This is a genomic window from Mesorhizobium hawassense (assembly GCF_003289945.1).
Taxonomy (GTDB): Bacteria; Pseudomonadota; Alphaproteobacteria; order Rhizobiales; family Rhizobiaceae; genus Mesorhizobium; species Mesorhizobium hawassense.
Genome location: NZ_QMBP01000016.1, coordinates 1 through 20,104, shown reverse-complemented (window position 1 = coordinate 20,104; position 20,104 = coordinate 1). Strand labels below are relative to the sequence as shown.

The 20,104-nt window shown below is 63.7% G+C and carries 25 protein-coding genes; 14 read left to right on the top strand and 11 right to left on the bottom strand.

Annotated elements, in window-relative coordinates:
* Positions 1 to 129: 129 nt before the first annotated feature.
* Positions 130 to 1,674: a winged helix-turn-helix domain-containing protein gene (locus DPM33_RS26765; RefSeq protein WP_112100405.1), complete on the top strand. Its 1,545-nt coding sequence runs from the start codon at positions 130 to 132 to the stop codon at positions 1,672 to 1,674.
* A 151-nt stretch (positions 1,675 to 1,825) separates the two neighbouring features.
* Entirely contained in the window at positions 1,826 to 2,119 is a 294-nt protein-coding gene (locus tag DPM33_RS26760) for a hypothetical protein (protein ID WP_112100404.1), read from the top strand.
* A 302-nt stretch (positions 2,120 to 2,421) separates the two neighbouring features.
* Here DPM33_RS26760 and DPM33_RS26755 read toward each other — a convergent pair whose 3' ends face one another.
* The gene (locus DPM33_RS26755) at positions 2,422 to 2,964 is read right to left on the bottom strand and encodes a DnaJ domain-containing protein (RefSeq protein ID WP_112100403.1); all 543 of its coding nucleotides are present in this window, start codon (positions 2,962 to 2,964) and stop codon (positions 2,422 to 2,424) included.
* Positions 2,965 to 3,493: 529 nt separating this feature from the next.
* Here DPM33_RS26755 and DPM33_RS26750 point away from each other — a divergent pair.
* Positions 3,494 to 3,901: a heme-copper oxidase family protein gene (locus tag DPM33_RS26750; RefSeq protein WP_112100402.1), complete on the top strand. Its 408-nt coding sequence runs from the start codon at positions 3,494 to 3,496 to the stop codon at positions 3,899 to 3,901.
* A gap of 57 nt (positions 3,902 to 3,958) precedes the next feature.
* On the opposite strand, the gene DPM33_RS26745 is transcribed toward DPM33_RS26750, so the two are convergent.
* Entirely contained in the window at positions 3,959 to 4,306 is a 348-nt protein-coding gene (locus DPM33_RS26745) for an exopolysaccharide production repressor protein (protein WP_245442406.1), read from the bottom strand.
* Between the two features lie 298 nt (positions 4,307 to 4,604).
* Positions 4,605 to 5,525 carry a DUF1236 domain-containing protein gene (locus DPM33_RS26740; protein WP_112100401.1) on the bottom strand — a complete coding sequence of 307 codons (921 nt, stop codon included), beginning with the start codon at positions 5,523 to 5,525 and terminating at the stop codon, positions 4,605 to 4,607.
* Between the two features lie 225 nt (positions 5,526 to 5,750).
* Between DPM33_RS26740 and DPM33_RS26735 the strand changes: the two genes are divergently transcribed.
* Both DPM33_RS26735 and DPM33_RS26730 read left to right on the top strand, forming a co-directional pair.
* Complete coding sequence (locus DPM33_RS26735; protein ID WP_112100400.1) at positions 5,751 to 6,050, top strand: DUF1236 domain-containing protein; 300 nt, start codon at positions 5,751 to 5,753, stop codon at positions 6,048 to 6,050.
* 218 nt (positions 6,051 to 6,268) lie between these two features.
* On the top strand, positions 6,269 to 6,490 hold the full coding sequence (locus DPM33_RS26730; RefSeq protein WP_112100399.1) for a hypothetical protein: 222 nt from the start codon (positions 6,269 to 6,271) through the stop codon (positions 6,488 to 6,490).
* A 168-nt stretch (positions 6,491 to 6,658) separates the two neighbouring features.
* Here the strand turns inward: DPM33_RS26730 and DPM33_RS26725 are convergent, their stop codons facing one another.
* On the bottom strand, positions 6,659 to 7,006 hold the full coding sequence (locus DPM33_RS26725) for a DUF982 domain-containing protein (RefSeq protein WP_112100398.1): 348 nt from the start codon (positions 7,004 to 7,006) through the stop codon (positions 6,659 to 6,661).
* Positions 7,007 to 7,274: 268 nt separating this feature from the next.
* On the opposite strand from DPM33_RS26725, the gene DPM33_RS26720 reads away from it, so the two are divergent.
* The 3 genes from DPM33_RS26720 (at position 7,275) to DPM33_RS26710 (ending at position 8,273) form a co-directional block, all read left to right on the top strand.
* Entirely contained in the window at positions 7,275 to 7,574 is a 300-nt protein-coding gene (locus DPM33_RS26720; RefSeq protein WP_112100397.1) for a DUF1236 domain-containing protein, read from the top strand.
* 82 nt (positions 7,575 to 7,656) lie between these two features.
* Positions 7,657 to 7,911, top strand: a complete 255-nt coding sequence (locus DPM33_RS26715) for a hypothetical protein (protein ID WP_245442404.1) — start codon at positions 7,657 to 7,659, stop codon at positions 7,909 to 7,911.
* A 107-nt stretch (positions 7,912 to 8,018) separates the two neighbouring features.
* On the top strand, positions 8,019 to 8,273 hold the full coding sequence (locus DPM33_RS26710) for a DUF2934 domain-containing protein (RefSeq protein ID WP_112100524.1): 255 nt from the start codon (positions 8,019 to 8,021) through the stop codon (positions 8,271 to 8,273).
* Between the two features lie 231 nt (positions 8,274 to 8,504).
* Here the strand turns inward: DPM33_RS26710 and DPM33_RS26705 are convergent, their stop codons facing one another.
* The 6 genes from DPM33_RS26705 to DPM33_RS26675 form a co-directional block, all read right to left on the bottom strand.
* On the bottom strand, positions 8,505 to 8,711 hold the full coding sequence (locus DPM33_RS26705) for a hypothetical protein (protein WP_112100396.1): 207 nt from the start codon (positions 8,709 to 8,711) through the stop codon (positions 8,505 to 8,507).
* A gap of 202 nt (positions 8,712 to 8,913) precedes the next feature.
* Complete coding sequence (locus DPM33_RS26700) at positions 8,914 to 9,258, bottom strand: hypothetical protein (protein ID WP_112100395.1); 345 nt, start codon at positions 9,256 to 9,258, stop codon at positions 8,914 to 8,916.
* A 356-nt stretch (positions 9,259 to 9,614) separates the two neighbouring features.
* Positions 9,615 to 10,487 carry a DUF2167 domain-containing protein gene (locus DPM33_RS26695; RefSeq protein WP_112100394.1) on the bottom strand — a complete coding sequence of 291 codons (873 nt, stop codon included), beginning with the start codon at positions 10,485 to 10,487 and terminating at the stop codon, positions 9,615 to 9,617.
* Positions 10,488 to 10,621: 134 nt separating this feature from the next.
* Positions 10,622 to 13,054 (bottom strand): tetratricopeptide repeat protein, encoded by a 2,433-nt coding sequence (locus DPM33_RS26690; RefSeq protein ID WP_112100393.1) that lies wholly within the window; start codon positions 13,052 to 13,054, stop codon positions 10,622 to 10,624.
* Positions 12,964 to 13,800, bottom strand: a complete 837-nt coding sequence (locus DPM33_RS35930) for a tetratricopeptide repeat protein (protein WP_146770327.1) — start codon at positions 13,798 to 13,800, stop codon at positions 12,964 to 12,966. Before DPM33_RS35930 ends, DPM33_RS26690 begins: the two co-directional genes overlap by 91 nt.
* Positions 13,801 to 14,148: 348 nt before the next feature.
* Positions 14,149 to 14,778 carry a LexA family transcriptional regulator gene (locus DPM33_RS26675; protein WP_245442402.1) on the bottom strand — a complete coding sequence of 210 codons (630 nt, stop codon included), beginning with the start codon at positions 14,776 to 14,778 and terminating at the stop codon, positions 14,149 to 14,151.
* Between the two features lie 197 nt (positions 14,779 to 14,975).
* On the opposite strand from DPM33_RS26675, the gene DPM33_RS26670 reads away from it, so the two are divergent.
* From DPM33_RS26670 to DPM33_RS26645, 6 genes are all read left to right on the top strand, one after another.
* Positions 14,976 to 15,203: a hypothetical protein gene (locus DPM33_RS26670; protein WP_245442400.1), complete on the top strand. Its 228-nt coding sequence runs from the start codon at positions 14,976 to 14,978 to the stop codon at positions 15,201 to 15,203.
* A complete protein-coding gene (locus DPM33_RS26665) occupies positions 15,200 to 15,511 on the top strand; it encodes a hypothetical protein (RefSeq protein ID WP_112100391.1) in 312 nt (103 codons plus the stop codon). The genes DPM33_RS26670 and DPM33_RS26665 overlap by 4 nt, the downstream gene beginning before the upstream one ends.
* A gap of 104 nt (positions 15,512 to 15,615) precedes the next feature.
* Complete coding sequence (locus tag DPM33_RS26660) at positions 15,616 to 16,458, top strand: GcrA cell cycle regulator (protein ID WP_112100390.1); 843 nt, start codon at positions 15,616 to 15,618, stop codon at positions 16,456 to 16,458.
* A gap of 271 nt (positions 16,459 to 16,729) precedes the next feature.
* Positions 16,730 to 17,404, top strand: a complete 675-nt coding sequence (locus DPM33_RS26655) for a hypothetical protein (protein WP_112100389.1) — start codon at positions 16,730 to 16,732, stop codon at positions 17,402 to 17,404.
* Positions 17,325 to 17,699 (top strand): hypothetical protein, encoded by a 375-nt coding sequence (locus tag DPM33_RS26650; RefSeq protein WP_146770326.1) that lies wholly within the window; start codon positions 17,325 to 17,327, stop codon positions 17,697 to 17,699. The genes DPM33_RS26655 and DPM33_RS26650 overlap by 80 nt, the downstream gene beginning before the upstream one ends.
* 178 nt (positions 17,700 to 17,877) lie before the next feature.
* Complete coding sequence (locus tag DPM33_RS26645) at positions 17,878 to 18,474, top strand: DUF6456 domain-containing protein (protein WP_112100387.1); 597 nt, start codon at positions 17,878 to 17,880, stop codon at positions 18,472 to 18,474.
* 270 nt (positions 18,475 to 18,744) lie between these two features.
* Here the strand turns inward: DPM33_RS26645 and DPM33_RS26640 are convergent, their stop codons facing one another.
* Entirely contained in the window at positions 18,745 to 20,010 is a 1,266-nt protein-coding gene (locus DPM33_RS26640) for a DUF763 domain-containing protein (protein ID WP_112100386.1), read from the bottom strand.
* Positions 20,011 to 20,104: the final 94 nt, after the last annotated feature.

Below are 20,104 nucleotides of genomic sequence, written 5' to 3'. Positions count from 1 at the left end.
GAAAAGTGTGCAGTGGTTTTCCGTCCGGAATTGCGTCAAAACAAAAAGATAGAGCGGTTCGCGGTTTCCGTGAAACGGGTGAAACGTTCTGGCGGCCGGCGTGGCCGTATTGTCTCCTCGAGGGGCGACATGACGACGTTCGAGTTCTCAGGCCACCGGCTCGATCTGCGCAAGGGCAGGCTGCAGAGGGGCGGGCACGACGTCGACCTGCGCGCCAAATCGCTCTCGCTGCTCACCTATCTCTTGGAGAATGCCGGCCGCGTCGTCGGCAAGGACGAACTGGTCGAGGCCGTGTGGCCCAACATCGCCGTCTCCGACGATTCGCTCACCCAATGCATGAAGGATATCCGCAAGGCGCTCGGCGCGGATGCGGACGGCCTGATCCGCACCGTGCTGCGGCGGGGCTATGTGATCGACGAGGATCGTGTTCGTCGCATCGGTGATCGCGACGTGTCGGCTGCCGCCGGGGCGGGTGAGGGCGCCGGCGACGCGCCTTCGATCGCCGTGCTGCCCTTCGAGAATCTCAGCGGCGACCCGGCGCAGGACTATTTCGCCGACGGCATGGTCGACGAGATCATCACCGCGCTGTCGCGCATGCGCTGGCTGTTCGTCATCGCCCGCAATTCGAGCTTCGCCTACAAGGGGCAGGCCGACGGCTTGAAACGGGCCGGAGCCGAACTCGGCGTGCGCTATGTGCTGACCGGCAGCGTGCGCAAGGCCGGCGACCACATCCGCCTAACCGGGCAACTGATCGACCAGCCGTCCGGCAAGACCATCTGGGCCAACCGCTATGATGGAACCATGGCGGACGTGTTCGACCTGCAGGACCGGTTCGCGGAAAATGTCGTCGGCGCCATCCAGCCCTCCATCCTGTCGGCCGAGATCGAGCGTTCGCGACGCAAGCGGCCGGAAAGCCTCGCCGCCTACGACTACGTGCTGCGCGCCTTTCCGCTCGCCTGGTCGCTCGAGCGGGCGCAGAACGAGGAGGCAGGCACGCTGCTTGATCGTGCGATCGCGGTCGAGCCGGATTATCCGCTGGCGCTTTCGCTGCTCGCCTGGTGCCATCTGCAGCGCGCCGCCTACAATTGGACCGAGACGCCGTCGGCAGCCCGCACGGAAGGCCTGCGCCTGGCGCAAAAAGGAGCGGCGCTCTCCGGTGACGACCCGATGGTGCTTGCGGTGCTCGGCGCCGCGCATTCCTTTGCCCGCGACTACGATGTCGCCGACATGCATCTGGCGCGGGCGCGCACGCTCGATCCGAATTCCGCCTGGGCCTGGCTGCGCAGCGCCTGGCTCGACGTCTATCGCGAACGGCCCGAGGCGGCGATCGAGAAGTTCGAGCATTTCGAACGGCTGAGCCCGCGCGACCCGATGGGCTACATGGCCGAGATCGGCATCGGCACCGCCCATTTCGTCGCCGCGCGCTACGAGGAGGCGTTGGTCATGATCCAGCGCGGGGTCAGCCGGCAGCCGGGCGCTTGGTGGGGACTGCGCCAACTGGTCACTGCGCTGTCTCATGCCGGTCGCAAGGACGAGGCACGGCGCGCTTGCCTCAGGCTGCTGGAAGTCTATCCGGGGCTCACCATTGCCAGAATCTGCGACGCGTCGCCCTTCGAAGCGGACACGAGTGAGCGCATCGCCGCCGGCTTGCGCGAGGCCGGCCTGCCGGAGTGATTATCGCGTCGGGCAACAACCCTGCGCCCGCCCGCCGATTTCGTCGCAATTTCCCCGAAGTTTCGCCGGGCCTTCACGATCACCGGCCAGGCCGCGCCTACCCTCATCCTTGCTGTCGTTCAAGGACAGTTCCGAGGATGGAGACAACACCATGACCACGCTGGTCCCTTTCATCGGCCTCGCAGCCGATCGCCGGTCGCATACTTCTCCCTCGCGGCCTTTCCGGCTGCTGGCCGCCGCAACCTCGGCCTTGCTGTGGCTGCCGCGCTTCTGGAAGGCCCGCAGGGATCTCGCCGTCCTTGCCGGCATGAGCGAATGCGAGCGTCGCGATATCGGCGTCACCGCCTTCGACATCGAGAACACGCTGGCGCTGCCGGTCGACCGCGACCCCACCGACGTGCTCGCGCGTATCGTCGACGATCGCCGTCGTCGCCGCGAATCCTGAACTCAGGCGGCCGGATCATCGTCCGGAAGATGCTGGAAAGCCGGGCCAATGCGCCTGCGACTCCGACCTCAGTCGCCTTGTATTCGATCATACGCAACGCCAATGTAATCCTGCGCTCCCTGTCCTTGCCCGCCATGGTGCATGGCTTAGACTCCGCCGCCCCCGGCGACCCGAGCCGAGATATGGGGAGTTGCGAAGACGACAGTCGATTCCTCAGGGATGTAGCTGTTCCTTCATCGAGCCCGCCACTGGTTCAGGCGCCAGTAGGCGGGCTTTTGATGGGGCAGCACCAGCAAATCTGCCTACTCTGCGTGATTGAGCAGGCGGGTGGCGTCGGGGCGATCCTTGTTGCTCATGGTCCCGGCGTGATCGATGCCTTCCACCGTGATGGCGAACGTCCCGTTCTCGGTCCTGCCGATGAAACCCTTCGCCTTCAGGTACCAGAGGTGAAATTCCAGGTGCTCGCGCGGGCACCCCGACAGGCGTTCGAGCTCTTCGTCGCCGATACCCGGACTGTTGACGTCTCGCCGACGCCGCACATAGAGAAGGTTCAGCAGATTGGCCTGGATGACGGAATCCCTCGCCAGGCCGCGGGCGTCGCGCGCTTCCTCGGTAAGTTCGTGGCGAAGGCCCAGATGCTCGCGGTAAAGGATATCGTACTGCGCCCGTTTGACCGGGTCGCGGAGCGTATTATGGGCTTCGACGATCTCGCTGAAACGCGTTTCGTTACCGGTTTCCCGATTGTCGGGGTGGTAGCGCATCGCAAAGTAGCGGAAAATCCGCTCGATCGTTTCTGAATTGGCCTTCGGGCTAATTTCCAGAGTTTCGTAGTAGTCAATGAACATGTAACTGTGATTCCGAAATTACGGAAACCACGCCCCCAGGCCAGAGCATTGCTCAAATGCCACGCGCATGCAAGGCGCAAGGCCGGGCTTTGAACAGCTATGGTTACGGCCACAATTGCGGAAGGTTTCCAACCAAGGTTAGTCATCCTCCTCCGACCTATTCGGCAATGGCAAGACGCGCTTTGTGCACGGGGGAATGGATGATCCGCTGGCCAAAGGAGACGATGCGCTAAGACCCCACCGGGTCTATCCGCTATTGCTATGGAATAAACCCCAGCCTCTGATACGTTAACCAAATTCGATATTCAGGTGGCAACCTGGATGGGGCCGACCTCAAGCCCGGCTCCCTTTCTTGGCTCGCTTCGAAAGAGGCGAGCCATTTTTTTGCCGAGCCCGGTGCCTGTCGCCCCGATCACCTCGCGGCTTTCGCCCCAGGGCCGCACCGACTTGGGTGCGTCGTGGCCAATGCGGCTTCCAGGATGTAGACTTGCGGAGTCGGGTTTACAGAGGCATTGGGAGGACAAGCAGAATGCCGCGTGTATCGGAACTCTTCTTCAAAACGGCCATCATCTTTTTCCTGCTGGGCATCGCCATCGGCATCAAGATGGGCATTTCGGGCGATCACGGGGCCTTCCCGGCGCATGCGCATTTCAACCTTCTGGGCTGGGTCACCAGCGCCATCTTCGGCGGCTATTACGCGCTCAATCCGGCCAAGGCCGAGAAGCGTCTGGCCATGATCCACTACGGCCTCTACACGCTTGGCCTGGTGGTGATGCTGCCGCCGCTTTACCTGAAATATGCCTATGGAATGGACGCCGTCGAGCCGCTCCTCGGCGTTGGCTCGCTGATCGTCGCCGCGGGCGTGCTGGTCTTTGCTATCCAGGTGTTTTCGTCCGCGCAGTCGGCACGCTCGGTCGCGTCGGCCAGCGCGCGCTGAAACAGGTCATTCAAAGCCGAGCGGCGTTACGCGCCGCTTGGCTTCTCACGTTCGGGTTCAGGGAACCTTTGGAAACAGGCGCGACAGCAGCGCCTGGATGATGCCGTCCCGCTCGAACGGGCCTGGCAGTTTGGCCGGCGAGGCGGCGCCCTCGCTCGGCTTGGCCTGGTCGGCTGCGTGGCCTTCGCGCTGGACGAGCCAGAGCACGGCCACGAAATAACCGGCCTGAAGAAGAACGGCGGCAAGGACTGTCCAGCCCAATGCCTCCCAGGCCGATCCGGTGGACATGAATGTCCAACCCAGGATCACCAGAAGCGTAGCCACCATTCCCACAAGGAACTGCGGAAAATACATTTGCCCAACCGAGCGCCGCGACCATGTCCGGTCGTCAACGATCTCGCCCATATCTCTACCCACCATGACCCATGCACCTTTTCCTGTGGCGCCGCAAGCATGAACGGGCCGCCGGCGGCCTCGTTCGCCCTTTCGTCCGACCCGGTTGGGACCACGGATGCAGGACTTCTGTGTGAGAACCGGGAGTTGCGTCAAATCGTTCCCGACGAACCTGCATTCTAGCAACACCTAATGGAGCGCGACGCGTGCCAGGCGCGGGCAGGGGCGGCGTCGTTTTCGCTTGCCATCGTCTTCGCAACGAAAAAAGGCCCGCCGATCGGCGGGCCTTTACTTCGTCGTTCGTCCCGGATCAGGTCAGGATCAGCACGATCTTGTAGCTGTCGGGGTCGACGATGACGATGCGTCCGTCGGCCAGCACGAAATACTCGTAGGTTTCGTAGGCAGGCACGATCTTGACGATGCGGGCCGGCAGGCGATGCAGACGCACCTTGTGGCGCGGCACCTCGATGCCGACCGAGATGTCGAAGCTGACGTCCCGCACCGGCTCGACCTTGGTCTCGTGGATGATCTGCGTGACCTGCGTCTTCTGCTCGACCGTCACATTGGTGATCGAGGCCGTCTTGTTCTGGTCGGTCTCGACATTGGTGTTGCCCTGGGCGTTCTGCTCGGTCTTCATTTTGGTCGTGCCCTGGGCATTCTGCTCGGTGGTGGTGCCGGTCTTGCCCTGGGCGTTCTGCCCGGTCTGCATCTTGGTCGTGGCCTGAGCGTTCTGCTCGGTGCTGGTACCCGTCTTGCCCTGCGCCTGCTGCTTCTTCTTCAACTGCGTGTTGTCCTGGGCATTCTGATCGGCGCCGGTCTTGCCCTGGGCGTTCTGCTCGGTCTGCATCTTGGTGCTGCCCTGAGCACTCTGCTCGGTGTTGGCGCCAGCCTTGCCCTGCGCCTGCTGCTTCTTCTTCAACTGCGTGTTGTCCTCGGCATTCTGGTCGGTGGTGGCGCCGGCCTGACCCTGGGCCTGTTGGTCGGTCTTCATTTTGGCCTTGCTCTGGGCCTGCTCCTGCGTGTCCGCACCGGCCTTGCCCTGGGCCTTCTGCTCGGTCTGCGACTTCATCTTGCCCTGGGCCTGCTCGCCTGCCTTGCCGCCCTTCTGACAGTCGGCCTGGCCGGCGGCACAGCCATTGTCGCCGCTGGGCTGCACGGATTCGGTCTGCGCCATCGCGGCGCCGCAACCGACGCCGAGCGCGATCATGCTGGTGATCAGCAGATGTTTCATGAGATTTCTCCTTGGAAAAGTCGGTCCCTTCGCTCTGGAAAACCCCGCCCGAAAAGCATTGTTCCGAAATTGTTTCTTCGGATGCCCTGCGACCGTTTGCGCAGGGCGGACGCAGCAATTTTTACCGGAACAACGCCCGGGCAATGGCGTTACGAACAATGCCGACCGGCTGTGAAATCGCAGGCGCAGCGTGAGAGGCATTCATGCAAAAGGAGGAGAATATCGATGAAACTGCACCTCACAACCGCTGCCGCGGGCCTGCTGCTTCTGACCGGTATCGGCGCCGCCGCCGCTCAGGACGTCATCATCCAGCCCGAACAGGAGACGGTCATCCGCGAATATGTGCACAAGCAGCCGCTGGCCTCGGTGAAGGTTCCGGGCGTGGAGCTCAATGTCGGCACGGCGCTCCCCGACACCGTCGAACTGCACGAAGTGCCCAACGTCAAATACCGCTACGTCGTCGTCGACAACCGTACCGTGATCGTCGATCCCGGCACCCGCAAGATCGTTCAGGTGCTCGAGTAATCTGTCGCTCGACGACAATCGATGGCTCGTCGCCGGCTTCAGCGGCGGGCCATTAACCGATTATTATTTTGTTACCATATGCTAACGGAACCTTCCCCCTGCGCTTGAGTTAGCCGCTCTGGGTCTGGGCTGTCTCATAGACAACACAAATTCATGCCAGCATGAAGATTCGGGCGGCGGCGAATGGATACGGGCGGGCGAGGAGGAGACTAACCGATATGTCGAAACGAGAAATCGGAACATCCCGTTCGCTCGGGATGCGGGTGGCCGATCTAAAGGCCAGGATGCGGGATGCCCGCATCACCGAACATGAGATGAAGACCTTCCAGAAGGTCGCTGCCATCATGGGGGATGGCAATGGCTCCCTACGCATAGACGCGGACGACTTGATCGCCGCGTCCTTCGTTACCGAGGCGCTTGGCGAACCGACGCCGACCTGACAGCGCCACCAGCCGAAAATCACCAATCGACCCAGTCGACCGTCAGCCGGCAAGGCAGGACGGTCGGGCAGCGAACGAGTGTGACCGGCGTCAGGCGGCGCTGGGTGCTCCAGGGTCCAGCGGCTATTTCCTGAACTCGTGAGGCAGGGCTGATGCGCATGGCACTCGTCAGTGCTGCGCTCCGCGCTGCGCGCGGCTCGCGCGCGCCCGGTTGCGCCTGATCTTTGCAGCCCGCAGCACCGCCACCGGATCGGCGCCGGTCCACTCGATCCTGGCCTTCCGTGCGAAGACCAGGAACGCCTGCCGCGCCTTCTCGAGATCGATCTCTCCGGCCCGCGCCGCCTCGCAGGCACGCAGCGCCGTGGCGTGGCTCTCGCTGCGCGACGCCGTCGGCCATTCCTTGAGAAAGTTCTGCATCCCGGTCAGCGAGGCGATCTCGCGCTTGAAGCCGGCGCCGACCGCGATCGCCACCGGGGTTCTGAGTTCGATGTCGCTTCTGATGAGACCTTCCTGCATGACGACGGCATCCTATACATTTCAAAGTCTTGGGCAGTTTCAATGCCTTCCAATGCGGAGCCGATGCGAAGGTTCCGCCAAATCAATTAGTCTTCGCTGACGGAACAACACCCTGCCGGGGGCGTTTGCCCCGGGAGCTCAAATCATACGCCCTGCCGGTGTTTCCGCCCCCGCGGAGGCAAGGCGGAGCTCGCCAATACGCGATCCGAAGGATCGTCGTGAATAACGCGATCCCGAAGGATCGTCGTAACGCAACAGGAGAGAAACGATGAAAACCATCCTCATTCCAGCTGTCGCCGGCCTGGCTCTGATGGCCGGCATCGGCATTGCGGCCGCGGACGAGGTGATCGTCACCCCCGAGCAGCAGACCGTGGTCAAGGAATATGTCCACAAGCACCCGATCGCCTCGGTCAACGTGCTCGGCCTCGAACTTGGTGTCGGTTCGACGGTACCTGATACCGTAGAACTGCAGCAGGTTCCGGACGTGCAGTACCGCTATGCGGTCGTCAACGACCACACGGTGCTGATCGATCCCGGCACGCGCCGGGTCATCCAGGTGATTCAGTAACATCTGGTTCCGAGGAGCCCGATCCTGCCGCCGAAGCATCGGGGGGATCGGGCTCTTCTCGTGTCGAAACATAACGCATAGAATGGGCAACGGTTTGGGAGGCAACGAAGCGGAAGGAGTCGTTGCCATGCATCATCCACATGTCGAATCACCTGATATCGCCCGTCAGGTCGACAAGCTGCTGGCCGAGCACAGGACTGGCCTGCTGTCGATGCAAGCGGCGATTTCCCTGCTGCGGGAGCGCACGGGAACCGACCGCTCTGACGCGGATTTAGCCGGATTGATTACAAAGAAGGCAGCGCATCTGGGCGTCGCGGTCGTCACCGACGGGCATTGAGCGAAATCGCCGTTTAACTCGGTCGGTTCTGCGTGATGCCGAAGACGCAGGCCGAAAATTCGGCTAAGGTTCGCGCCGGGGAACCGTCCCAACATCAGGAGGCGACAGTGACGGACGACAGGCACGAACGCATTCGCCAGCGGGCACACGAGATCTGGGAGCAGGCCGGCCGGCCCGAAGGTGCTCACATGGAGCATTGGGACCAGGCGACCGCCGAGGTCGACGCCGCGGGCAAGCCGAAAGCGAAGAGCCCGAAGAAGGCTGCCGCCGCGAAAGTCGAAAAACCGAAAGCCGCCAAGGCTGAAAAGCCAGCCAAGGCCCCCGCCAAGGCCAAGGCGACCAAACCCAAAGCCAAGGGCTGAGCCATTCGGCGGCGGTGCCGCCAGGCTCATCTCGCCAACGATCTCCGATACCGATCGAGAAGACGTGGCCGGCCCGCGCCTGAGGTTTGCGGCGTGGAGATGCTCGAACTCCCCGGTGAAGGCGCCGGCATGATGAGATTAGCGATTAATAAAATTAGAAATTACTAATAGATAAGCTTCGCACCCTCGCGCGTTGCTGAATAGACCGGGCAATCCGCCAAACAAAAGACTCTAGCGCGCCGTCTTCCTTGCGTATTGCGCGACCGCGCAGATGAGGGCCAGCGCCGCCGTATCGCAGGCAGTCCGCGACGGCGACGGTCCGCGGGCGAAAAGCACCGCGTCCGCGACTGGCATCGTCAGGCCATGCTTCCGTGCGAATGAGGCGACTTCGTAGGGCTGATCGTCGGGTTGTATACCGATGTCGATTTGCTGGTCCATCAAAACGAGTTCCTCCCTTGTGTGCGGCTTGACCCTCCTTCGCCTGAGAGGAATTTAACCACCGGCCGCTCACACGCGTCCACCAATTGGCAATTGTGTGAAACGATGCATTTTTCGACGGGCGGCCTAAGGTTGTAATGGGCGGCTCAGGGGGGCGGGAGTTTCTTCCCTTCTCCTACAAGGGGAGAAGGGAAACGGCGCCTCACCACGCATCGCTCGACTGCGCGAACCGAACCCCCGCGGTGATCATCGCGGCTTCGCATTCGCTGATCAGCCTGACGTTCCGCAGATACCGCACCACAGTCTCCGGCAGCCAGGCGGCGCAGGCTTCGACATAGGCGCGGCCATGCACCAGCGTACCGGTCGAAAGTCGCTCCTCCTTCTCGGCGATCACCTTCAGATATTGCCGGATGAAGCGGATGTCGTCGGCGATGTCCTGGCTGGCCATGCGCCACGCCGCGGCGAGGCGCTCGCGCTCGGCGAGCGGCAAGGGCGACAGCAAGGGACGGGAGAGGTCGGCGAAAGCGGCATGGTTCGCGGTGTTCAAGGATGTTCCCCAAGAGAAGGGGAATATCGTACTTTATGTACGAAACGCGGTCAAGGCGTCTTCGTACAATTTGAACGATTGTCGATTATAAGAAATCCGCGAAATCTTATAACGCAGTCATGCCCCCCGAGGGGGAGGCTTCCTGGGCCAAACAAAAACCAGGTCTCCGTCGCTGCAAACAGTGCTTACCCGCCCATCCACAGGGGTGCTCCGTGCGGTCGGGGCTGAGATGGGGCGGCAAGCCTCCGGACCTAAAGCTGGTTTCTGCGGTAGGGACATCGCCGCTGCCAATCGGCCCCAAGAAGGGGGAGATTGATCTCTCCGGCGCCCTCGCTAATCAGCCTTGGCGCGAAAGCTCAGCCGTCCGCCTTCTTGCGGCTGAACAGCCGTCTCAGCCACACCAGCGGCAGCAGGACAAGGAACGCGCCCTTCTTCAGCACCACCAAGGCAAGCGCGATCAGCCCGGCGCTGGCGGCCCCGCCATATTTGACGCCGAGCATCGTCGCCAGCACCCCCAGCGCGCCATAGCCCGCCACCTTGTCGCCGCTGGAGAATTCGAAATAGGACGAGCCGGCCTGCGGCTTGTAGGCGGCGGCCGACGCCGCGACGATCTTCTGCACGTCTTCGCCTGTGATGTTGCCGTTCACCGGCACGATCTTGATCGGGACATAGCCCTGACGGTCGAAGATCGAGACCGAGATGTTGATGGTCCGGTCGCCGCCCCAGTTGAGGATGTTGGCGTAGTAGAGGATGTTCTTGCCTTTATCGATCTGCGGATAGACCAGCCAGCCGTCGAAGCGGATGTCCTGCCCAAGCCGCTGCGACTGCGCCTTCACCGAATCCTTGAAGCTCTCCTCGATCGAGCCGATTTCCTCGCTGCGGTCGCCGCTGTCCCAGTCGGCGAGGCTGACATAACCATCCGAAACCGGCTTCTCGACGGTCAAATTGTCGATCTCCGGCGTGAAGCCGAAGATCAGCTGATCGATCGAGCCGCATTCGCCGCGGTCCCAGCCGAATTCCTTCACCACCAGATCGCAGCGGTCTTCCGGCTTCAGATAGAAGGCGCCGCTGCCGGCCGGAGTGATCGTGCCTCTGGCGGCGCTCAGCGGCTGGGTAAAATTCTGCGGATGATAATTCGCATCCTCGGCATGCACGATGGCCGGCTGCGCCAGCAGGCAGCCATGCGCCACCAGGATGAAAATCAGCTTTTTCCTGATCGATTTGTTCATGACCCCCTCCCGTTAACGGGACCCCAACCTCACGCGGTCGTGATCTAACGGTATTTCGAAGGCAAGTACAAGTCGGAAAGTTCTTTTTTTGTTCTTTATGCAGACTGTAACGTTCCGGCATTGCTGCGGCGCGCCTAATTCTTCACGATGGCGTAGAGCAGTGCGGTTTTGACATGTCGTCCAGGTTCGCCCGACAGCGAAAGGGCCGCTGCAAACAATTTCGCGGTTGCGGGGCACAGGCCCGCGAAATCCGGGTTGGCATTCGCGATAGCGTCCATCTCGGTCGGCGTGCCGCCGCCTCTGGTAAAGGCCTCGGCGACGAGCGACCAATCCTGATCGGCAGGTTCGGCAGCCGGTAGGCCGCTTCTTTTGGCAGCCCCGAATGCGCGGAACAGTGTTGCGCCGATTTTGTCCTGATGCACCAGAAATTCACTATCAGGCGCGCTGACCGCGTCCGGCCCTTTGCGCAGGTAATTGTTGCAGGTGGCTGGCGTTTGTCGCGTCATCAGGTAGTTGAGCATGCCAAGCTGAGCCGAGAGCGCCTGCGAAGCTTCGTTGTCCGGAGTTGAAGGCAACAGCGGCGCATACCTACGCCGCAGTTTGGCGACCGTAACCCGGCTGGTGTCGCGCACCGCCCGCTTGCCTCCCAAGCGCGCCACGACCATGACGTTGTCGATCAACGCGCTGTAGTCGTCTGGGAACTCCTCGGCGATTGCCTTCAATATCTGCGAGTCCTGCTTCTGAATCTCGGCGTCGATGTCGGCATGGGTCAGCGCTTGGGGCGCGGGCGTCTGCTTGCCGGCTTGGCTGGCGAGCCTGCCTGACTTCTTCGTGACCAGAGCTCTTTCTTTCGCGGCCATCGCCAATTTTCGACCCTGACGGGCCATGTCTGATTTGGGATCGAGCTCGAGCGCCCGGTCGAGATCGGCGGCGGCACGGTCGAAGTCGCCCATAGAGTACCAAGCGCTGCCGCGCCCGAAATAAAGCGGGGCATAGTCCGGTTTCATTTCGATTGCGCGGTTGTAATCGGCGATGGCCTTTTCCGGCTCGCGCTTCTTTATCAGTATAAGAGCGCGGGCATGATAGGCTGTGATGTAGGATGGATCGATCTCAAGCGCTCGGTTGATGTCGGACAAGGCCCCGTCATAGTCGCCCTTTTGCATGCGCGCCCTGGCGCGCGCCGAATAGGTCGACGGTTCGTTTGGCGCTAACGCCAGGGCGCGGCTGTACTCAGCGACGGCGCGATCGTATTTGCGTTTCGCATAGAAGGCATCGCCGCGCTTCAACAATGGCATGGCAGTCCGCAGATCGGTGCCATTCGCAGCGTCGGCCCCATCGCTTTGTCCGCTCGCCGTCGCCGCTGCCTTGCGGGCTACCGCGTAATCGGCATTGCCGGGATCGAGCTTGAGCGCTTGGTCGAAATCGGCAATAGCGCCGGCATAGTCTTTCCGGTCGGCTCGGGCCATGCCGCGCGCATAGAAGCTGGCGTCATCCTTGGGATCGATGCCGATCGCCACTGAATAGGCGGCGATGGCGCGTCCGGCGTCGCCCTTGGCGTGCCAGGCCATGCCTTTGCAATAGTGAGCCTCGCGCGCTTTCGCGTCGAGCTTGGCAGCCCGGTCGCAGTCGGCAAGCGCGCCGTCGACATCGCCGGACGTCACCTTGGCGAGGCCCCGGCGAAAATACGCCGCGGCAAAATTGGGGGCGAGCTGAGTGACCCTGTCGAAATCGGCAATCGCCTGGCCGTACTCGGCTCTGGCGGCTCTGGCCGTGCCACGGCCGAAATAGCCGAACCGGTTGTCGGGTTCGAGTGCGACCACCACGTCATAGGAGCCGATCGCCTTGTCGTATTTGCCCATGTCCAGCCAGGCATCGCCACCCAGGATCGCTTGGAGCGCGCGCTGGTCTTTTGTCTCCAAGGTCTTTGCGGCCAGTGTGTCGTCCGTAGCCGTCAAATTCGGACGGACGATTTGTGGCTTTGGAGCAGCGGCCGCCGCCTTCGGCTGCTCAGGGTTCTGCGCCGGTCCAGTTTTGCCCTCATCGCCGGCAGCCCTGCGCTTGCTGATCTGGACGCTGAGCCTTTCCTTCCGGTAGTCGCTGTTGGCCGGATCGAGCGCGATCGCTTTGTCCAGGTCAGCAAGTGCCTTGTCGGGATCGCTCGCCTCCCAGACAAGTGCCCGCTCGAAATACGATTTTGGATCGCCGGAACTGATGGAAATCGCTTTGTCGAGGTCGGCAAATGCCTCCCGTGAATTACCGATCTGCGCCATGGTCATGCCGCGCACGCGGTAAGCCTGAGCGTTGGCCGGATCACGGCGAACGGCTTCATCCAGATCGGCGATAGAGCGGGCATAATTCTTCTTCAAACCCCAGCTCTTGGCGCGGTTGAAGTAGAAAGCGGAACTTGCTGGATTAAGCCGGATCGCCTCGTCGAATGCGGCAATGGCGCGGGTATGATCACCCTTTTCCTGCCACGCTATTCCAATCGCATTTTGGGCGGAGCCGGGCTTAGAACCGGTCGCGCCGCTGCTGCCGTCATCCGACCCTCGATGATCCGGCGCGCACAATCGCGCCCCTTATCTGCGTCGAGGCCTTCGACATGCTTGCAATCGGCTTCCGCGCGCTTACGCTCGCCCTTGGCGATCCATGAGAGGGCGCGGTCGTGGTAAGGTGTGATGGGGTCCGCGCGAACGCTCTCCGCTTTGTCATAATCGGCTTGGGCCTGCACCGCGTCGCCCTTGTCCTCCCAGGCAACGCCGCGCACGCCATAGGCCATCTCGTTGGCGGGATCGATGTCGATCGCTATGTCGCAATCGACAATGGCGCGATCGTGCTCGCCTTTCTTGTTGAGTGCCCGAGCGCGATCGACATAGAGGCTGGCGTCGTCGGGCGTGAGCGCGATTGCGCTTGTGTAGTCCACGACGGCTTGATCGAAATCCCCCTTGCTCTCCCATCCAATGGCGCGATTGGCAAAGGCGCGCATGTATGTCGGATCGAGCGCGAGCACCTCGGTCATGTCGGCGATGACATGGTCGATATCGTTCTTCTGGGTGTAGGCCAGCCCACGCCAGAAATAGGCGTTCACGCGAAGATCGGGAATCTCCCCGCTGTCTTCGGCGATGGGGGTGCAGGCGGCAATCTGCTGGTCGGCAGAGACCTTGCCGTCGCTGAAGCAGGTAGCGTAGTCCTTGCTCTCGGCGGGCGCCGGACTGCTCAGGGCGCCAAGCACAACCATCCCTGCCAGCGCCAAGAGTGGCTCGCGCGGAACCCAGGCAACAAACGCGCGCATCAGCGCGCCGGTGCGGCGTGACATGGTTTTGATCCTCCCCCCGGAGTTACCGCGACTGCTCTCGCGTATACTTATATAGTTCCGTTTTTGTTCCTTAATGCAAGCAGAAATTGCGGTGGCTGCATTATGGGCTTGCGGTGGGCTATACGGAGGAGCTCCAAAGGAAGGCTCGGCGGGACAGCGCCCCCCTCTGGTCTGCCGACCATCTCCCCCACGAGGGGGGAGATTGGCAGTTTCGCTGAAGGCGCCATTCCTGCAGCGTTGGCGATTGGCGAAAACCGGCGTGCCATTCGATCTCCCACTCGTGGGGGAGATGTCCGGCAGGAGAGAGGAGGCGCAAAGGAATGCTGCCTCTCAGCCCCGCCACGCCAATCACATATCGATCATCGACCTTTTCACCCGCCCGATGATGGTGATCGCGCCTTCGAGCTCCGGCGGGGGGATATCCATATAGGACGCCGGCTGGAACGGCGGATTGTCGTTGGGCCGGTAGCGCTTGTAGGTGGCGCGGCCCGTCTCGTCCGAAATCACGTAGCAGCCATTGGTCACCAGCCGCTTGTCGCGCAGGTTGACGAAGATGATCGAATCCGGCGGCGAGATCTTGTTCATCGACGGGCCGTCGACGCGCAGCGCGATCCACTCGCCTTCCTCGAGGTCGGCGGTGGGGATGGTCGGATAGTCGGAAAGGTTGACGACGCTGTCCTGGCTGCCGAGCTCGCCGGCGCTGATCCACGACACGATCGGCACATCGACGGTGACGGGCGAGGAAGCGAGGCTGACCGGCGCCGATTCGCTGCCGTCCGCATTGAACAAGAGCCAGCCGGGGTCGACGCCGAACAGCCGGCCGTATTTCTCGGCGGCTTTCCGGGACAGCGGCCGGTTGCCGTTCTCATGGCTGATCAGCGTGTTCTTGTTGATGTCGCGCAGCGCCCGCGCCGCATCGCTGGGCGAGGCATAGCCGGCCTGGGCGCGCGCCTGCTGTAGTCTGTGCCGAGAATCCATCATCGTACAAAATGCCTGAAATTTATCGTCCAAAGTGTACGATTTCGCTTGCGCGTTATTCGTACATAACGTACGCTTAGCGCATGAATGAGCATCCCGCAAGCGTTTCCGCACTGCCGGTGATTCCGGCGCCCACAAAGGTCTCGGCGCTGCCGACGAACATCTCAGGACTGCCCACGAATATTTCGGGGCTGCCCATGAGTATCTCAGGGCTAATCGATCGCTGGCACAGCATCGGCGCTTTCGCCGCCGATGTCGGTTGCGGCTACGAGGCGGCGCGCCAGATGCGCCGGCGCGGCCGCATCGCGCCGCAACACTGGCCGCATGTGGTGGCGGCAAGCCGCAGGCTGGGCATTGCCGGCATCAGCTACGAATGGCTGGCCGGCCACCGTGCCGTTGCCGCCATGCAAGGGGAGGCGGCATGAACGCGTTGCCCCAATCCTTCCAATTCAAGTCACCTCTCGAATTCCAATCGTCCGGACTGTCCTCCTCCCCGGTCCGGGCGCATTCCGGGGCGCTTGCCCCGGATCCGGTCGAACCGCCCGCACCCCGGTTCACCGGAACGGCCGGAGCCGCTCCTCCCCCGGCTCCGGCCGCCAATTCGGCCACGAGCTGCATCCGCACCGAGGACGGCACCGTCATCCTGTTCGACCGGATGACCGGCCGGGCGGTGTCGGGCCTGACGCGGGCCGCCGCCGAAGCGGCGCTGCTTCGACTGACCGGCGCGGCCTGAACCCAAGCCTTTCGCCGACCTGCCCCGCGGCCTCGCGGCCGAACCCTGGCGCTTGGCTGCAGCCGAGCCCTTCGCACGCTCCTAACAATCAACGGAATGAGAAGATGGCAGCCGCCTATACTGAAAAGGAAATCGACGAGATCGCCGCCTTGCTGAAGGAGGGGCTTTCGGCCTCGCGCATCGCCGGCCGCTTCAGCACGCTGCGCGGCAGCCCGGTCTCGCGCAACGCCATCATCGGCATCGTCCACCGCAACGCAGGCTTACGCGCCATCGGCTTCGCCAATCCGAAGGGCGGCCGCGCCGGCGGTCGGCCGAGGAAACATGGTCTGCCGGACCGGCCGGGCAGGCGGGGCAGGGTGGCCGCTGGGGGCGTGACGCTCTCCGAACCGGCAGCGCTTTCGCGGCATGCCGAGTTGATGGAGCGCGCAGGCGTGGAAGCGCTTGATCTCCCCCCAAGTGGGGGAGATGTCCGGTCCACCCTCCGGAGCTGCAGCGCAGCTGCCGCGGAGGACGGGCAGGACAGAGGGGGGCGCTGTCCCGCCGACCTGTCCACTGATGGCATTCCCGCGAAAGCAGACCGGACGATCGACACCCCCAAGCCCAAAAAACCCAAGCTTCGCAAACCCGCGCGCACGATGCCGCCGGCCTGGCTCGCGCCCGGCGAGCGCGAGAAATCCGAAGCGCATCTCTACAAGCTCCCCGCGCCGCCGCCACCGGTGGCGCCCGGCCGCCAGCCGCATGTGGCGGCGATGCGCTTTCTCGACTGCCTGTTCGGTCGCTGCCGCGCCCCGCTGGATTTGGCGCTGCGCGAAGAGCCGGAAGCGGACCCGCTCGGCGCACGCCCCGGACCGGACATGCTGTGCTGCGGTTTGCGCACGATGGGAACACGCAGCCACTGCGCGCACCACCATGCAAGGTTTCACGGCCGTCGCGGGAGGGGGATGTGAGAGGCGGGGCATATCCAAGCGTGGGTTCCTCGCCCCCGCCGGAGGCGGGGGAGAGGTGGCCGCGAAGCGGGCGGAGAGGGGGCCTTCGTAGGGCGCTCCCCTCTCCGTCTCGGCTGCGCCGAGCCATCTCTCCCCACGAAGTGGGGCGAGGAACCTTGATCCTGGTGCGCCGCGATCCTTCGCGCCCCTCTCTGTCCTGCCGGACATCTCCCCCTCAAGTGGGGAGATTAGCCAATCACCGCTGCCCCGCCGCTCGCCCGGACCCATCTCCATGAGCGGCACGATCTGGTCGAAATTCTTCTGGTCGGATTGGGAGTCCGATCCGAACCTGCGGCTCTGCTCGCTGGCCGCGCAGGGCCTGTGGATGCGCATGCTGTGCATTGCCGCGGCGCACGAACCGGTCGGCTATGTCGCCATCGCCGGCAAGGGGCTGGACGAGGCGGCGCTCGCCCGCCTTTCCGGCTGCCCGGAGGCGGAGCTCGGCGCGCTGCTCGGCGAGCTCGAGCAGAACCGTGTCTTCTCGCGCGACCGCCATGGCCGCATCTATTCCCGGCGCATGACCGCGGATGCCCGCAAGGCGCGTGTGGCCCGCCGCAACGGCTTGAAGGGCGGCAACCCAGGCCTTTCCAAGCAAAGGGCTTTTTCGGCTTCGGATAAGCGGCGGGCGCGGGCAGGGGATAAGCCCCAGAGTCCAGACTCCCAGAGTCCACGAGCCATCGATCCATCGGGAGAAAAAGCTCCGGCTTTTTCTTCCCGGGCTTCGCGGGATGGAAACGGGAAGGCAGCTTCAGGGCTCTCATCCGGACAAAAATGGCATCGCCGCAAAACCCATGTCGATGCCGCCAACGCAATCATCGAGGAGATCAATGACCGCAGCCGAATTGCAGCAGGCAGCGAAGGCTCTGGCCGCGATGTTCAGTTGCTTCCCGCAATCCGCGCAGGCTGACGCCGAGATGCAGCTGCGCGGCTATCTCGCCGCCGTGCAGGATGCCGAGCTCGAAGACGTCGAGGCCGCGATCCGGCGCTTCATCCGCGGCGAGGCCAAGATGAGCAACGCCCAGTTCTGCCCGTCGAGCGCGCAGCTTTCGATCGAGGTGCGGGAGAGAAGGCTGATGCGGGACTTGATGGCGAAGCGGGCCTCGCTGGGCGCCAGTTCCTCGCCCCCGCGCAGCGGGGGAGAGGTGGCGCGGCGAAGCCGCGACGGAGAGGGGAGCACCCTCCGCGAAATCAAAGCCGGCTGAGAACCTGGCTCCTCGCATCACATGCGATGCCGCAACAAGGGGCGCCCGCAACTTCCTACGCCATTGGCTTCGCGGAGGGCGTCCCCCTCTCCGTCCGCTTCGCGGCCACCTCTCCCCCACCGTTGGTGGGGGCGAGGAACCCAAGTTCTGGAACGCCACAACCCCAAGGACCCCACCCATGCCCCGCAAAGCCGCCAAGAAACCGCAACCCCCGAAACTCCCCAAGGGCGAGGCCGAGCAGGTGCGCATCCGCCGTGAGGTCGGGCACGACTTCGCGCTGAAGCAGGACGCCTTCGGCCGCCAGCGCCTCACCGCCGGAACCGCCGAGGCGCGCCGCGTCTACGAGGTCTCGAACGGCGGCTACACCTCCACCGGCGGCGTGGTGCGCCTGCGCAACGTCGATCCGCTGGTCGGCATCACCTCGCTCAGCCGCCAGCAACGCGAGGCCGGACAGCGCTTCCGCGACGATTTCGAGCGCAACCAGCGCGAGGGCCTGCAGCCGCAATCCTGGAGCGAGCGCGTCGACGGCGGCCGCGTCGGCGGCGGCATCCCCGACCACGTGCTCTCAGCCGGCCGGGCGCATGCCCACGCCGCGGCGGCGCTCGCCCATTGGGAGGTGGCGGACGCGGTGCGAAAGATCTGCCTCGAAGGCCAGTCGGTGAAAGCCATCGCCGAACGCACCGGCGAAGGGCGTGACGTGGTGGTGAAGCTGCTGAAGGTCGGGTTGGATCTGCTCGCGGTGCATTATGGGATGATGGGGAGGAAGGTGGGGTGAGATTGGATTACACGGAAATCGGGGAGCTTGGGGCAGCGAGGTCAATCACGATGTGAAGTGGCTGGCGTGAACCTTCAGAGGCATGGCGCTGCCCCTCATCCGCCCTTCGGGCACCTTCTCCCCGTAAACGGTCCGTAAACGGGGCGAAGGAGAGGCGCGGCGCCGACGACAGCCCTTTCTCCCCGTCACTACACGGGGAGAAATGCCCGGCAGGGCAATGAGGGGCGGCGCCGACCGACAGTCTCTGTCAGCGCGTTTCGCCACGCCGCCTCAAGCATCCTTCTTCAGCTGCTTCGGCTCGACTTCTGGCCCCTTCTCCCACCCAAACACGCTCCGTCCCCCCAGCAGATGCGACTGGTCCATCTCCCCAGCCACGATCTCCTTCAAGCTCGGCCCCGTCACATAGCGCTCCATCCTCCGCGACTCGCCATCCAGCCTTCGCAGCGCCTGCAACTCCTCGTCGCGCCCGAGCTTCGCCTTCCCCACCGCCGATTTCAGCACCGCGATCGTCTCGTCATAGACTTTCAGCGGTACCGGGAAAGGGTGGCGGTCCTTGCCGCCATGGGCTAGCGAGAAGCGCGCCGGGTCGGAGAAGCGGTAGGGCGCGCCATGCACCACTTCCGAGACCATCGCCAGAGCCCGCACCGTGCGCGGGCCGACGCCGGGGACGAGCAGCAGCTCCGGAAAATCCTTCGGGCCGCTTTCGATGGCCGAGGCGATGTTGCCGTGCAGGCGGCGCATGACGATGTCGCTTTCGCGCACGTCGTGATGCGCGGGCATGACGAGGTTGGGCAAGAGCGGCTGCGCGGCCGGTTCCGGCTCAGGCCGCGGCTCCAGCATGGCGAGCTCGCTCAAAATCTTTGCCGGGCTCATCGTCTTGAGCAGCTCGATCTGGCCGCCCCGGGCTTTCTCGGCGCGCCGGTCGGTGAGGTTGACGATCTCGCCCTGGCGCTCGCCCTCGATCGCCGCGTGCGGCTGGTCGACGAAGCTTTGCAGCCCCTCCGACAGCCAGTGGTAGCGGCGCGCCTGGCGGGCGCCGCCGTTCATGCCCTGCTGCACCACCACCCAGCGCCCGTCATCGGTGACGATGAAGCCGTGCAGGTAAAGGTCGTAGCCGTCCTGCACCGCGGCGCTGTCCACCTTGGCGACGAGGCGGCTGGCGGTGGCCAATGCATCGCCGTTCAGCCCGACGCGCTCGCCGATGGCGATCAACTCGCCCGGCGTTTTGCGCGAGTGCGCGCCGCGTCCGCCGCAGACATGGATGCCGAGCTCGTTGCTGAGCGGGTTCAGCCCGCGTTTCAGCGCGCCGATGACCGAGGTGGTGATGCCGGAAGAATGCCAGTCCATGCCCATCACGGCCCCAAAAGACTGGAACCAGAAGGGATGCGCCAGGCGCCGCAACAGCTCGTCGCGGCCATAATGGTGGATGATCGCTTCGCAGAGCACCGCGCCGAGCTTGGTCATGCGCTCGCCCAGCCATTTCGGGACCCACCCGCCATGCAGCGGCAGGTCGGCGCTGCCGCTTCGCTGCGTCACGTGTGCTTCTCCGTGGATGCCGGTGAGTTAGATGGCATGTCGGGAAGGATTTGCAAGGCGCCGGAGCTGCGATCTCCCCCCTTGTGGGGGAGAT